The following is a 13,991-nucleotide window of genomic DNA, read 5'->3' as shown; positions in this document are numbered from 1 at the left end:
TAGGAAATATTATGCAAAAAAAACATCAAAAAGTTCAAGTCTTACTAGATGCAATTCCTCATATAAAAAAGTTTTATGGAAAAACTATTGTAATTAAATATGGAGGTTCAGCTCAAACCTCTCCTGATTTACAAGAAAAGTTTGCAGAAGATATTGTATTACTTAAATTAGTTGGTATGAATCCTGTAATTGTTCATGGTGGGGGAGCAAGAATTTCAGAACTTCTTGAAAAATTAAATATAAAATCTGAATTTATTGATGGTCATAGAGTTACTAGTGAAGAAACAATGAGAGTTGTAGAGATGGTATTAAGTGGAGATATAAATAAAAATATCACTTCACTTTTAAATTATCATGGCGCAAAAGCTATTGGTATTTCAGGTAAAGACTCTTCAATAATAAAAGCTAAACCAAAAGAAAATGGTAAGTTTGGCTATACAGGAGTTGTAACAGAAGTTAATGGACAACTTATTAATAATCTTGTAAAAGAAGGCTTTATTCCAGTAATTGCTCCTATTGCTGATAGTGCAACTCCTAGTCATCCTGGCTTTAATATCAATGCAGATGTAGCAGCAAGCAAAGTTGCAAGTGCTATTAATGCTCAGAAAGTATTATTTTTGACAGATATCAAAGGTGTATTAGATAAAGATGGTAACCTTTTAAATTCACTTGATAATAATGATGTTGAAAAATACAAAAAAGATGGCACAATTGCAGGTGGAATGATTCCAAAAGTTGACTCTTGCATAGATGCAATTTATAATGGTGTTAATAAAGCACATATTATAGATGGAAGAGTTGAACACTCAATTTTATTAGAACTATTTACAAGTGATGGAATTGGTACACAATTTCTTAGGAAAAATGGAACTAATAATGGAATTGATATAGAAAAATTATTAAATGAAATTTAGAGGGAAAAAATGAACTTTATTGAAACAAGAGGAAATGATAAGATAAAACCAAGTGAGGTTTCTTTTAGCGAAGCTATATTAAGCCCAAGTGCATCTTTTGGTGGATTATATGTACCAAAAGAGCTTCCAAAACTTGAAGATAATTTTTTGCAAAATCATTTAGATTGTGATTATAAACAATTAGCATTTGATATCTTAAAAGCATTTGAAATAGATATTACAGATGAAGATATAAATCAAGCATTGGCTTTATATGATAATTTTGATGATGGCTTAAATCCTTGTCCTGTAGTAAAAGTAAAAGATGATTTATTTGTTCATGAACAATATCATGGACCAACAAGAGCATTTAAAGATATGGCTTTACAACCTTTTGGTTCTATTTTATCTTCAATTGCTAAACAAAAAGATGAAAAATATCTTATTTTAGCAGCAACAAGTGGAGATACAGGTCCAGCTGCTCTTAATACATTTAAAAATAAAGAAAATATAAAGATAGCTTGTTTATATCCAGATGGTGGAACTTCTGATGTACAAAAACTTCAAATGGTTTGTGAAGATGGAAATAATCAAAAAGTAATTGGAATAAAAGGTAACTTTGATGATGCTCAAAATGCATTGAAAAAACTTCTTTCTTCTGAGTCATTTAAAAAAGAACTTGAAAATGATGGAATAAAATTAAGTGCAGCAAACTCTGTAAACTTTGGAAGAATCATATTTCAAATTATTTATCATTTTCACTCTTACTTAGAATTATTAAGACAAGAAGAGATAACTTATGGTGAAAAAATCTATTTAGTAGTGCCAAGTGGAAATTTTGGAAATGTACTAGGTGGTTTTTATGCTAAAAAAATGGGTCTTCCTATTAAAAAACTTTTAGTTGCATCAAATGAAAATAACATATTAACAGAGTGGATTAATACAGGAATTTATGATATTTCAAATAAAAAATTAATTCTAACAAAATCTCCTGCTATGGATATACTTAAATCTTCAAATATTGAAAGAGTAATATATCACTTATTTGGAGCAAAAAGAACAAAAGAGCTATTTGACAGTTTAAATGAAAATAAGAAGTTTCAATTAACAAAAGAAGAACTTGATTTACTTCAAAATGAGTTTTCTGCAATAAACTCAAATGATAATTATGGGAAAGAAATAATAAAAAAATTCATTGATGAAAAGTACCTTATGGATCCTCATACAGCTACTTGTTTAAAAGCATATGAAAACCTTAGAGAAAAAAATCTAAAAACTGTTATATATTCAACAGCTGAGTGGACAAAATTCTCACCAACAGTTTTAAATGCCTTAAAAGAAGATGATGAAATTTATGCTGATAAGGATGCTTTAGAGGAAATATCTTCTAAATACAATGCCAAATTACCGCAAAGCATTAAAAAATTATTTTCTTCAAAAATTATTCATAACTCAATTATAGATAAAGAAGATATCGAAAAAGAAATAGTAAAATTTATTAGAGAAGCATAAGCTCTCTAATAACTTAATCTTATAATTTTTGTGTGTAATTTTCTCACAAAATCTACATAAATAGTTCCAATTTGACTTGCGTCATTACACTTTAAGAAAATTAACAATATAATAAACAAATTTTATTTTAAAATAAGGAAGATAAATGTCTAACGAAACAAATAGACGGGATTTTCTTGGATACACTTTTGCTGCAGTTGCTGCAGTTGGAGGTGCCGCTTCTTTAGTTGGTATGAAGAAAGCATGGGACCCACTTCCAAGTGTATTAGCTAGCGGATTTACTGAGTTTGATCTTAGTAAAAGTAAAGCTGGTGAGCCAAGTACAATCATGTGGAGAGGTAAGCCGATTTTTATTCTTAAAAAGACTGCTGAAATGGAAGATTCTAAAAGAGACTTAGTAGTTAATGGTGATAGATTTACTATTGCTATTGGATTATGTACTCACCTTGGATGTATTCCAGCATGGAAAAAAGATATGTGGAAATGCGCATGTCATGGTGGGGAGTTTAATGCTAGTGGGAAGCAAACATTTGGACCTCCTCCAAGACCTCTTGATCTGCCTCCGTTTAGTGTTTCTGGGAATACACTTACTTTAGGTGAAGAAGGACCAGAATACAAAGAAATCGCAGCTGCGATGATGGCGTAAGGAGTTAAATAATGGCAAAATTTACAAAAGCAAACTCTGTTGGTGAGTGGTTAGATCAAAGATTAAACACTACAACACTAAACAAAGTTTTAATGACTGAATATTGGATTCCAAAAGATATTAACTTCTTATGGGCAATGGGTGTATTATTAGCTACTACATTTGGTATTCTTGTAATTTCAGGAATTTTTTTAATGATGTACTACAAACCAGATGTTAACTTAGCATTTGATTCTGTAAACTATACAATTATGCAAGAAGTTGCATATGGTTGGTTATTTAGACATATGCATGGTGTTGCAGCTTCTGTTGTATTTTTAATCATCTATATTCACATGCTAACAGGTATCTACTATGGTTCTTATAAGCAAGGTAGAGAGATGATTTGGATTTCAGGTATGTTATTATTTGTAACATTTTCTGCTGCTGGATTCTCTGGATATATGTTACCATGGGGACAAATGTCTTACTGGGCTGCAATGGTTATTACAAACCTTTTTGGTGGTGTTCCATTTATTGGTGATGCATTAGTTGTGTGGATTAGAGGTGACTTTAACGTTGCTGATGCTACATTAACTAGATTTTTTATGTTACATGTATTCTTATTACCTATTGTTATTATGGGTATTATTGTAGTTCACTTTTATACATTAAGAATTCCTCATGTTAACAATCAAGAATCAGAAGATATTGACTTTGATGCTGAAGCTGAAAAGTATTTAAGTGGGAATAAAAAAGAATCAAAAGTTATTCCATTCTGGCCTATCTTTATTTCAAAAGATTTAGCTGTATTAGGAATCTTTTTAATTTTCTATTTTTATTTAGTATTCTTCCATTATAGTTTTGCAATGGATCCAGTTAACTTTGATCCTGCTGATAATATGGTAACTCCTGCACATATTTATCCTGAGTGGTATTTCTTATGGTCATATGAAGTATTAAGAGGATTCTTCTTTGATATTGGACCTATTAAAGCATTTGATGTTGGACTTATTGCATTTGGTTTTGCAAATGTTATTTTCTTTATTTTCCCATTCTTAGATAGAGATCCAGCTGTATTACCAGCTCATAAAAGACCTGGGTTTAATATTTGGTTCTGGCTTTTAATGGTTGATTTAATTGTATTGACTGTATATGGTAAATTACCTCCAACAGGTATAAATGCATGGGTAGGATTTGTATCTGCTACGATATTTATCATTTTATTTTTATTGTTGCCAATTATTACAAAAGCAGATGCTAAAAAGAGAGGTGCATAATGAGAGAGTTGAAAGTATTAATAGTTGTAGTAGTATTTACTCTTATTACTTATTGGGGAGTTGAGCCATTTGCTCATTCGCAAATGCACCCACATGTAGAACCAGCTGATTATGAGTATAAAGATGTAGATGGTTTAAACGGACTAACAGGAAATGCAACAAATGGTGCTTCTTTAGTTCAAACTAACTGTACAGCTTGTCACTCAATTGAAAAAGAAGGTTTTCCTCCTGTAATGGATGATGCAACTTCTGCTGCTAGTTATGGTGTTGTACCACCTGATTTAAGTACTGCTGGAAATCTTTATAATGCTGATTATTTAGCTGCATTTATAAAAAATCCTGCAAAAGCTTCAAAAGTTGAACATAAATTCAAAGATGGAAGAATTCATCCAATGCCAGGTTATGAGTGGATGCAACCACAAGAAATTGCTGATATGGTTGCTTATTTACAATCAATTGCACCTGAAGAAATGACAAATAAAGAAGTATTTACAGATGCTTGTCAAAGATGTCATGGTATTAAATATGGGGATATGAAAGGTGGAACAATGGCCGCTCATACTCCAAATGAAAATATCAAAGCATATATGGGGAAAACTCCTCCTGATTTATCTCAATATATTAGAAGTAGAGGTGAATCATACTTACATACATTTATCAATGACCCTCAAAAACACTTAGAGGGAACTGCAATGCCAAGAGTTGGTTTAACTCAAAAAGCTGAGCAACAAGCTATTGATTATATGGAACAAGTTGGAGATTCAAAAAAAGCTGAAAGAGAAGAATTAGGACCAAAATTCCTAATTTACTTAGTGATATTTGCAATTTTTGCTTGGTTATGGAAAGCAAAACTTTGGAGAAATCTTCACTAGAATATTTACTTTCTAAAATAAAAAAAGGCCTAGGTTTTACAATCTAGGCCTTTTTTATTATACTGCTACAATTTTACAAAATATTATTTCAATTTTTTAATTATTACCTTTTTTTATAAAACTTAAGTGCTGTTTAACAGATTAAATAGTAACATAAATGTAACAAAATTTAAAGGGACGAATATGAAGTTAGGAAAAATCGTATTAGCATGTACATTAGCTTTTGGGATTGCTAGTGCCCAAGATGTTATGCAAAAATCTATGTCTATCATGGAACAAGGAATTACTCAAATTCAACAAGGGTTTTTAAATAACAATATTGAATTAATTAAAAGTGGTTCAAAACTTGTTCAAGATGGAAATAAATTATTTTCTGATGAAAAAGTAATTGGACAGTACTTACCAAAAGAGAAAAAACATATGGTAAATGTTGCATCAACTGCTTCTAAAAGAATTAGTTTAGATATAAATATCTTAGAGCTAAACTTAGAAGATAAAGCATATTTAAATGCAGCTAATGCATACTCTGATATCTTAAATGCATGTTCAAGATGTCATTCAATAGTTAGAAGTTGGTAATAAAAAAGATAAACTTTTTAGTTTATCTTTTCATTAAATAAGTATTTTTACTGCAACTGCTGTAATTGCAGTTTGAGATTTCAATATTAAATTTGTATTAAAGCCAACAATTTTTTCTTTATCAAACCTATCTATTTCATTATTTGAAAATCCACCCTCACAACCAATTATAATTGTTTTTATATCATCTTTTTTAGAATCTACACTATTTTTTGAAAAATTCAACATATAAGTATTTGGATTTTCTTTAATAAAATCATCTAAGCAGTTTGCTAGTTCAAGCTTTATAATATCACTTCTTCCACACTGTTGAGAAGAATTAACAAGAATCTTTTCCATTTTCTCAAAATTTAATTTAAAGTTGTTTTGAGAATAATCACAAGGAATAAAAGTAATCTTACTTACTCCAAGTTCATTTAAATATGGAAGTTCTTTTTCTATAGTTTTAGGATCAACTATACACCAAGCAATGTGTAACTGTTTATCAAGTTTTACAATATACTCTTTTTTTGACTCTAATTTTAAAGAAGCACTTTTTCTATCAATTGAAACTATCTTATAAAAATAAAGATAATTATCTTTTAAATTTCTAAATGCAATTTCATCTGATACTTTATGTCTTCTTGCTTTTATTAAGTGTTTAAAATTATCATTCTCTATATTTAAAACAGCCTCTTTTGCATTTTCATGATAAGTAAATTGCATACTTAAAATACCTTTGAAATAATATATACACTAACTAAAACAAGTAGTTCTATAGTATAAATCTTTTTTGCATAAGGTATAAATTCTTCTTGAGCTTTTATATCAGTTGATTTAATAACTCTCATTTTTTTATATCTTTTTATTTCAATTACAAGTAAAAAAATTGAAGCTGCTATCATTATAATGATAGTAAAACTAAAACTACGTGCATATGCAGAAACAATTGCTCCTGTGTACATAATTACTGCATTACTTAAGTGATACACAGGTGTTGTAAGTTTTAATCTTTTTGCTAATTTTATAAAATCTTTAACAAAAATCAAACTGTAAAAGTTAAAAAGTATAATAGCTAAGAAAAAAAAGATTGCATATACATGTGTTGTTATTGCTTCTTGCATAATTTCCATTGTTTATCTCACTTTTAAAAAATTTTGGTATTATAGCAAACTTGTCATAAGGTATTAGTAAAGGAAAAAAATGGCTTTAAACGTTAAAGAAGCACTAAGTATTATAGAAAATTTACAAATAAATTTAAATTATGAAATTATACCCATAGAAAAAAGTATCAATAGAGTTTGTACAGATGATATCTTTGCACAATACGCTCTTCCAAAATTTGATAATTCTGCTATGGATGGCTATGCTATTAGATATGAAGATAAAAATAATGAACTTGAAATTATAGATACTATTTTTGCAGGTGACAATAAAGATACAGAACTTAAACCTAATACTTGTGTGAAAATAATGACAGGGGCTAGAGTTCCTAAAAATACAACCGCAATAATACCAAAAGAAGAGACAAAAGAGAAAAACAACAAAATAGAAATAACAAAAAACGTAAAAGAGTTTCAACACATAAGATATGTTGGTGAAGATATTGACTTACATGAACATCTAATAAAAAAAGGTTCTAGATTAAATTTTGCAAAAATCACCCTACTTTCTTCTCAAGGAATATCACATATAAAAGTATATAAAAAACCTAAAATTGCTGTTTTTGCTTCAGGAGAAGAGTTAAAACTTCATTATGAAAAAATTGAAGATTATCAAATTTACAACTCAAATACTCCAACATTTCTAGCAAGAGCAATTGAACTTGGTTGTGAAGTTACTTTTATGGGACAAGCAAAAGATAGTGTTGAATCAATAAAAGAACTTATTGAAAACTCACTAGAAGCTGATTTGATTATAACATCAGGAGGAGTAAGTGTTGGGGATGCGGATTTTACAAAAGAAGCTTTTAACACACTTGATTTTAAAACTATAATTGATGGTATTTACATAAAACCTGGAAAACCAACTATATTTGGAAAAATAAAAGATACATATATTTTAAATCTTCCTGGAAATCCTTTAGCTTCTGCACTTATTTTTGAAGTTTTTGGAAAATTAATTGTACAAAAATTAAGAGGTTCTAGAAACATTTTTCACAATTATATAATTGGCAAAATGTCAGAGCCACTTAAAAATAAAAAAAGAACTACTGTAATTCCTGGTGATTTTGATGGAGAGTATTTTACACCTTCAAAAAAAAGAGCTCCTGGAATGGTAAATGTACTTTCAAATGCTAATAGCATGATAGTAGTAGATGAAAACAATGATGAACTTTTAGAAAATGATGAAGTTAAAATTTTACCAATTAATTGGAAATTCTTTACGGATATAAAAAAGGATTTTATAACAAAATGAAAAAAAGAGCAGTTTGTATATTAAGTGGAGGAATGGACTCTACATTAGCATCTTATATTGCAAAAAATGAAGGCTATGAAATTATTGCAGTTCATTTTAATTATGGACAAAGGACACAAGATAGAGAGCTAAAAGCATTTAGAGATATATGCAATGACTTAAAAATTGAAGAAAAATACGAAATTGATATACCATTTTTCACTCAAATTGGAGCTAGTGCATTAACTGATAAAAATATTGATGTACCAGTTGGTGGTGTTGAAGCTGGTGTTCCTATTACATATGTTCCATTTAGAAATGGTATTTTTCTATCAATTGCAACAGCAATTGCAGAAAAAGAGAATGCAAGTGCATTGTATATAGGAGTTGTAGAAGAAGATAGTTCTGGATATCCAGATTGTACAGATGATTTTATTAAATCAATCACGAATACAATTAATACAGGTACAAAAGAAGATACAAAACTTGAAATAAAAACACCACTAGTTCATCTAATGAAAAATGAAATTGTATTAAAAGCACTTGAATTAAATGTTCCTTTAAATCTTACTTGGTCTTGTTATAAAGAAGAAGAAGAGGCATGTGGAGTTTGTGATAGTTGTAGATTAAGATTAAATGGGTTTAAAAAAGCAAATAGTGAAGATAAAATTCCTTATAAGGTAAAATAATGCATTGGAAAATATCAAAAGAGTTTGATTTTTGTTATGGGCATAGAGTTTGGTCACAAACTTTAAATACTGATTTTTCTTTAGATGGATGCTTAAAATGTAGACATCTACATGGTCATCAAGGAAAAATATTAGTATATCTAGAAGCTAAAAAACTCAAAGATGGTATGGTAACTGATTTTAAGCACTTAAATTGGTTTAAATCTTTTATTGATGATGTTTTAGATCATAAATTTATTTTAGATATAAATGATCCATTATTTGAAACTTTACTTCCTAAAGTAAATAAAAAAAACTTAATAAAATTTAATGAGGGATATTATTTAGTAGATTTATCAAAGCTTCAAGATGAAGAAAATCATATAATTGAACTTTATGAGGGCTATGTTTTAGTTGACTTTGTACCAACAAGTGAAAATTTATCAGCATGGTTTTTAGAAATTGTTCAAGAAAAAATGAATAACTTAGGTATAAAAGTATCCCATGTTGAATTTTTGGAAACTCCAAAAAGTAAGAGTACGTTTTATGCTTGAAGTAAATGAAATATTTGGTCCTACAATACAAGGTGAAGGTAAACGAGTAGGAACAGCTTCTGTTTTTATACGTTTTGGTAAATGCAACTTCAAATGTGAGGGCTTTGCAGTAGAGTATGAAACACCAAGTGGCATAAAAAAATGTGCATGTGACTCTTATTATGCAGTTGATCCAGCTTTTAAAGATCAATGGCATACATTTTCAAATGCAAATGATTTGATTGAAGAAGTAAATAAAATTCTTCCCTCATATAAATGTGATATTGTAATAACAGGTGGAGAACCCCTACTTTACTGGAAAAACAAAGAGTTTCAAAAACTTTTAAAATATTATATAACAAATGATTATAAAGTAACTATTGAAACAAATGCATCTTTAAATATAGATATTACAGAAAAGTATCAAGAAGATATACTTTTTTCTATGAGTGTAAAATTAAGTAATTCCTTAGAACCTTTGAAAAAAAGAGTTAATATAAAAACACTTACATCTATTATTAATAAGTGTAAAGACAAATATTTGAAGTTTGTAGTAAATAAAGATTTTTTAACTCAAGCAAATAATGAAATTCAAGATATTTTAAAACAACTACCAAATGTTGAAACTTATCTTATGCCTATGGGTGATAATACACAAGAAATGAATAAAAATAGTGAAGCAGTTATTAATCTTGCTTTAGAAAATGGTTTTAAATATTGTGATAGATTACACATAAGAGTTTGGGATAATAAACGTGGAGTTTAATTTAAAAAATAATTTAATAAAAAGAAAGGATAAAGATGAAATTTAGTGGAAAAAATGTACTAGTTACAGGCGCTAGTAGAGGTATAGGTGCACAAATTGCTAAAACATTAGCAACATATGGACTTAAAGTGTGGATTAATTATAGAAGTGGTGCTACTGCTGCTGAAAAAATAAAAGAAGAGATTGAAGCAGATGGTGGATGTGCTGCTATTATTAAAGCTGATGTAACAATTGAAGAAGAGTTTAATGCAGCTGTTAAAACAATTATTGATGCTGATGCAGAATTATCATATTTAGTAAATAATGCAGGTATTACAAAAGATAAACTTGCTTTAAGAATGTCAGTTGATGATTTTAATGATGTAATTAATGCCAATTTAACTTCTGCATTCATTGGTTGTAAGAGTGCTTTAAAAGTTATGGGTAAAAAAAGATTTGGTTCTATTGTAAATATTTCTTCAATTGTGGGAGAAATGGGAAACCCTGGACAAACAAATTATTCAGCTTCTAAAGGTGGCTTAAATGCAATGACAAAATCTTTCGCAAAAGAAGCAGCAGCAAGAGGTATTAGATATAATGCAGTAACTCCTGGATTTATTCAAACAGATATGACTGATGAATTAAAAGATGAAGTAAAAGAATATTATGAAAAAAATATTCCATTAAATAGATTTGGTCAAGCAAGTGAGATAGCTGATGCAGTAGCGTTTCTACTAAGTGATCACTCAAGTTATATTACTGGAGAAATCCTAAAAGTTAATGGCGGTTTATACGTTTAATTTCCACTAAAAAAATATTTAAAAGATTTTTTAAAATCTTTTTGGCTATAATACGATGATAATTTTATAAAAGGAAAAAATATGGCATTATTAGATGATGTAAAAGAAGTGGTAGTAGAGCAACTAGATTGTGATATTGCAGAGATCAAAGAAGATTCTAAATTTATTGAGGATTTAGGAGCAGACTCTTTAGACGTAGTTGAATTAGTTATGGCTTTAGAAGAAAAGTTTGATATCGAAATCCCTGATGAAGATGCAGAAGGTATCCAAACTGTTGCTGATGCTATTAAATACATCGAAGAGCACGCGTAATTTTAAACTTTTGAATAAAAAGCTAGACTTCTAGCTTTTTATTTTGCCTCTTTTATTTAAAATCTTGAGTTTTTATTGAAAATTGAATATTTTAAATAAAATATAAATACACGAAACGGAGCATAATTAATGAAAAGAGTTGTTGTAACTGGTTTAGGTACTATTAATTCTGTAGGAAACAACGTTGATGAATCTTTCAAAGCTGTAGTTGAAGGTCAATGTGGTGTTGAAAAAATAACACTATTTGATGCTTCACAGTACCCTGTACAAATTGCAGCAGAAGTTAAAAACTTTGATCCAACAGAAGTAATGGACAAAAAAGAAGTAAAGAAAGCTGATAGATTTATTCAATTAGGTATAAAAGCTGCAAAAGAAGCAATGAAAGATGCAAATTTCATTACAGATGAGAATAAAAAAGTTGATGATTCAATTTCTGAAAGATTTGGTATTATTTCAGCATCTGGAATTGGTGGACTAGGAACAATTGAAAAAAACTCTGTTGTGTGTCAATCAAGAGGTCCTAGAAGAATTTCACCATTTTTTATTCCATCATCATTAGTTAATATGCTTGGTGGTTTTATCTCAATTGAACATGGTTTAAAAGGACCAAGTTTATCTCATGTTACAGCTTGTGCAGCTTCAACACATGCCCTTGCAGATGCAGTTAAAACAATTGCAACTAATGGAGCTGATAAAATATTAGTTGTTGGTGCAGAAAGTGCTATTTGTGGTGCTGGTGTTGGTGGATTTGCTTCAATGAAAGCATTAAGTGCTAGAAATGATGACCCTCAAAAAGCTTCAAGACCATTTGATAAAGATAGAGATGGTTTTGTAATGGGTGAAGGTGCTGGTGCTTTAGTTATTGAAACATTAGAATCTGCTAAAGCAAGAGGTGCTAAAATCTATGCTGAAATTATAGGATTTGGGGAAAGTGCAGATGCAAATCATATCACTGCTCCTGTTATTGATGGTCCATTAAGAGCTATGAAAGCAGCACTTGCTATGGCAAAAGAGACTATTGGTGAAGATATTAAAATTGATTATGTAAATGCTCATGGTACATCAACTCCTGTGGGAGATGGAAATGAATCAAAGGCTATTTTAGATCTATTTGGTGATATTTCAAATTGTCCTCCTGTTACATCAACAAAAGGTCAAATTGGACATTGTTTAGGTGCAGCAGGTGCTATTGAAGCAATATTTGCTATTAAAGCTTTAAAAGAGGGAATAATTCCTCCAACAATTAACTTAGAAAACCAAGATGAAGAATGTAATCTTGATTTTGTTCCTAATAAATCAAGAAAAACTCAATTAACTACTGTAATGAGTAATAACTTTGGTTTTGGTGGAACAAATGGTTCTATCATCTTCAAAAAATTTATAGACTAACAAACACTCTTATAGAGGGACTTTCCCTCTAGAAAAAAGGAATATATTTGGCAACTTATCTAAATTTTGAAAATAAAATACAACAAATTGAAGAAGACATTTTAGTTGCAAAAAGTCGTGCAGATGAACATGCTGTTGAGATTTTAGATAAAAAACTTCAAAAAGAAGTTGAAAAAACATTTAAAAACTTAAATGATTATCAAAAACTGCAACTTGCAAGACATCCAGATAGGCCATATGCTCTTGATTATATAAGAGGTTTATTAACTGATGCTTATGAATTACATGGTGATAGACACTATAATGATGATAATGCAATAATTTGTTATTTAGGATATATTGGTTCACAAAAAGTAATGGTTATTGGTGAACAAAAAGGTCGAGGAACAAAGAATAAACTAAAAAGAAACTTTGGAATGCCAAGTCCTGAAGGTTATAGAAAAGCTTTAAGATGTGCAAGAATGGCTGAAAAATTCAATATTCCAATTCTTATGCTAGTTGATACTCCAGGTGCATATCCTGGAATTGGAGCAGAAGAGAGAAACCAAAGTGAAGCAATCGCTAGAAACTTATATGAATTTTCTAATTTAAAAACCCAAACTATTTCAGTTGTAATTGGTGAGGGTGGTTCAGGTGGAGCACTTGCTATTTCAGTTGCAGATAAGCTAGCAATGATGAGATATTCTGTTTATGCAGTAATTTCGCCTGAGGGCTGTGCTGCTATTTTATGGAATGACCCAGCACAAGCAGAAACAGCAGCAAATTCACTTAAAATAACAGCTGAATCATTAAAAGAATTAGAATTAATTGATGATGTTATAAATGAACCACTAATTGGGGCACATAGACAAAAAGAACAAGCTATTCAAGCACTTGGAGATTATTTTTTAAATACTTTAGAAGAATTAAAATCTCAAACTACTGCTCAAAGACTTGAAAAAAGATATGAAAAACTTATGAATCTTGGTAAGTTTGAAGACAGCAAAAAGTAGTAAAACTACTTTTTAGCTCCCACTAGTCTACCAACATACTCTCCTGCTAATAAATGCATATGTAAGTGATTTACTTCTTGTCCACCATGCTCTTTTATATTTGTTATTAATCTATAACCATTCTCTCTTACACCTAATTTATCAGCAACTTCATGAATAAATTTTGTCATATTTGCCATAAGTTCTGGCTTGATTACATCAAAAGAGTCATAATGCTTTTTAGGAATAATAAGCACATGAATTTTAGCCGCAGGATTTATATCATGAAAACATAAAAACTCTTCATTTTCATGAACAGTTTTATTTGGTATCTCACCATCTATAATTTTACAAAATAAACACATATTTCTTCCTTTTATTTTTATGGAATTATTATAACCAAACTCTAATAAATTATTAAGTATAATCCCTAACT

General features: G+C 29.4%; 18 protein-coding genes. 14 read left to right on the top strand and 4 right to left on the bottom strand.

Annotated elements, in window-relative coordinates:
* Positions 1 to 11 precede the first annotated feature (11 nt).
* From argB to AMRN_RS01920, 6 genes are all read left to right on the top strand, one after another.
* Positions 12 to 914, top strand: a complete 903-nt coding sequence (argB, locus tag AMRN_RS01945; RefSeq protein ID WP_099311965.1) for an acetylglutamate kinase — start codon at positions 12 to 14, stop codon at positions 912 to 914.
* 9 nt (positions 915 to 923) lie between these two features.
* Positions 924 to 2,405, top strand: coding sequence for a threonine synthase (gene thrC / locus AMRN_RS01940; protein ID WP_099311964.1), 1,482 nt, complete (start codon positions 924 to 926; stop codon positions 2,403 to 2,405).
* A gap of 145 nt (positions 2,406 to 2,550) precedes the next feature.
* Positions 2,551 to 3,051, top strand: a complete 501-nt coding sequence (locus AMRN_RS01935) for a ubiquinol-cytochrome c reductase iron-sulfur subunit N-terminal domain-containing protein (RefSeq protein WP_079578267.1) — start codon at positions 2,551 to 2,553, stop codon at positions 3,049 to 3,051.
* Positions 3,052 to 3,062: 11 nt separating this feature from the next.
* Positions 3,063 to 4,310, top strand: coding sequence for a cytochrome b (locus AMRN_RS01930; RefSeq protein WP_099311962.1), 1,248 nt, complete (start codon positions 3,063 to 3,065; stop codon positions 4,308 to 4,310).
* On the top strand, positions 4,310 to 5,182 hold the full coding sequence (locus AMRN_RS01925) for a c-type cytochrome (RefSeq protein ID WP_099311960.1): 873 nt from the start codon (positions 4,310 to 4,312) through the stop codon (positions 5,180 to 5,182). Before AMRN_RS01930 ends, AMRN_RS01925 begins: the two co-directional genes overlap by 1 nt.
* Positions 5,183 to 5,365: 183 nt before the next feature.
* A complete protein-coding gene (locus tag AMRN_RS01920) occupies positions 5,366 to 5,761 on the top strand; it encodes a hypothetical protein (protein WP_099311958.1) in 396 nt (131 codons plus the stop codon).
* Positions 5,762 to 5,794: 33 nt separating this feature from the next.
* Here the strand turns inward: AMRN_RS01920 and AMRN_RS01915 are convergent, their stop codons facing one another.
* Both AMRN_RS01915 and AMRN_RS01910 read right to left on the bottom strand, forming a co-directional pair.
* Positions 5,795 to 6,466: a 16S rRNA (uracil(1498)-N(3))-methyltransferase gene (locus AMRN_RS01915; protein ID WP_099311956.1), complete on the bottom strand. Its 672-nt coding sequence runs from the start codon at positions 6,464 to 6,466 to the stop codon at positions 5,795 to 5,797.
* A gap of 2 nt (positions 6,467 to 6,468) precedes the next feature.
* Entirely contained in the window at positions 6,469 to 6,873 is a 405-nt protein-coding gene (locus AMRN_RS01910; RefSeq protein WP_099311954.1) for a hypothetical protein, read from the bottom strand.
* Between the two features lie 70 nt (positions 6,874 to 6,943).
* Here AMRN_RS01910 and AMRN_RS01905 point away from each other — a divergent pair, with 70 nt between their 5' ends.
* The 5 genes from AMRN_RS01905 to fabG are packed head-to-tail and all read left to right on the top strand — an operon-like array spanning position 6,944 to position 10,883.
* On the top strand, positions 6,944 to 8,158 hold the full coding sequence (locus AMRN_RS01905) for a molybdopterin molybdotransferase MoeA (protein WP_099311952.1): 1,215 nt from the start codon (positions 6,944 to 6,946) through the stop codon (positions 8,156 to 8,158).
* The gene (gene queC / locus AMRN_RS01900) at positions 8,155 to 8,826 is read left to right on the top strand and encodes a 7-cyano-7-deazaguanine synthase QueC (protein ID WP_099311950.1); all 672 of its coding nucleotides are present in this window, start codon (positions 8,155 to 8,157) and stop codon (positions 8,824 to 8,826) included. The genes AMRN_RS01905 and queC overlap by 4 nt, the downstream gene beginning before the upstream one ends.
* Positions 8,826 to 9,359, top strand: coding sequence for a 6-carboxytetrahydropterin synthase (locus AMRN_RS01895; protein ID WP_099311948.1), 534 nt, complete (start codon positions 8,826 to 8,828; stop codon positions 9,357 to 9,359). Before queC ends, AMRN_RS01895 begins: the two co-directional genes overlap by 1 nt.
* Complete coding sequence (locus AMRN_RS01890; protein WP_228150846.1) at positions 9,310 to 10,104, top strand: 7-carboxy-7-deazaguanine synthase QueE; 795 nt, start codon at positions 9,310 to 9,312, stop codon at positions 10,102 to 10,104. The genes AMRN_RS01895 and AMRN_RS01890 overlap by 50 nt, the downstream gene beginning before the upstream one ends.
* A gap of 35 nt (positions 10,105 to 10,139) precedes the next feature.
* Positions 10,140 to 10,883 carry a 3-oxoacyl-ACP reductase FabG gene (fabG, locus tag AMRN_RS01885; protein ID WP_099311944.1) on the top strand — a complete coding sequence of 248 codons (744 nt, stop codon included), beginning with the start codon at positions 10,140 to 10,142 and terminating at the stop codon, positions 10,881 to 10,883.
* Here fabG and AMRN_RS14390 read toward each other — a convergent pair.
* Positions 10,880 to 11,032, bottom strand: a complete 153-nt coding sequence (locus AMRN_RS14390; protein WP_409454861.1) for a hypothetical protein — start codon at positions 11,030 to 11,032, stop codon at positions 10,880 to 10,882. The two genes, fabG and AMRN_RS14390, sit on opposite strands and share 4 nt — an antisense overlap.
* On the opposite strand from AMRN_RS14390, the gene acpP reads away from it, so the two are divergent.
* From acpP to accA, 3 genes are all read left to right on the top strand, one after another.
* A complete protein-coding gene (gene acpP, locus AMRN_RS01880) occupies positions 10,965 to 11,195 on the top strand; it encodes an acyl carrier protein (protein ID WP_079578278.1) in 231 nt (76 codons plus the stop codon). The two genes, AMRN_RS14390 and acpP, sit on opposite strands and share 68 nt — an antisense overlap.
* Positions 11,196 to 11,324: 129 nt before the next feature.
* Positions 11,325 to 12,584 (top strand): beta-ketoacyl-ACP synthase II, encoded by a 1,260-nt coding sequence (locus AMRN_RS01875; protein ID WP_099311942.1) that lies wholly within the window; start codon positions 11,325 to 11,327, stop codon positions 12,582 to 12,584.
* 47 nt (positions 12,585 to 12,631) lie between these two features.
* A complete protein-coding gene (gene accA, locus AMRN_RS01870) occupies positions 12,632 to 13,576 on the top strand; it encodes an acetyl-CoA carboxylase carboxyl transferase subunit alpha (protein ID WP_099311940.1) in 945 nt (314 codons plus the stop codon).
* A gap of 5 nt (positions 13,577 to 13,581) precedes the next feature.
* Here accA and AMRN_RS01865 read toward each other — a convergent pair whose 3' ends face one another.
* On the bottom strand, positions 13,582 to 13,920 hold the full coding sequence (locus AMRN_RS01865) for a histidine triad nucleotide-binding protein (protein WP_099311938.1): 339 nt from the start codon (positions 13,918 to 13,920) through the stop codon (positions 13,582 to 13,584).
* Positions 13,921 to 13,991: the final 71 nt, after the last annotated feature.

Source organism: Malaciobacter marinus (genome assembly GCF_003544855.1).
Taxonomy (GTDB): domain Bacteria; phylum Campylobacterota; class Campylobacteria; order Campylobacterales; family Arcobacteraceae; genus Malaciobacter; species Malaciobacter marinus.
This window is presented reverse-complemented; position numbering and strand designations above follow the sequence as displayed.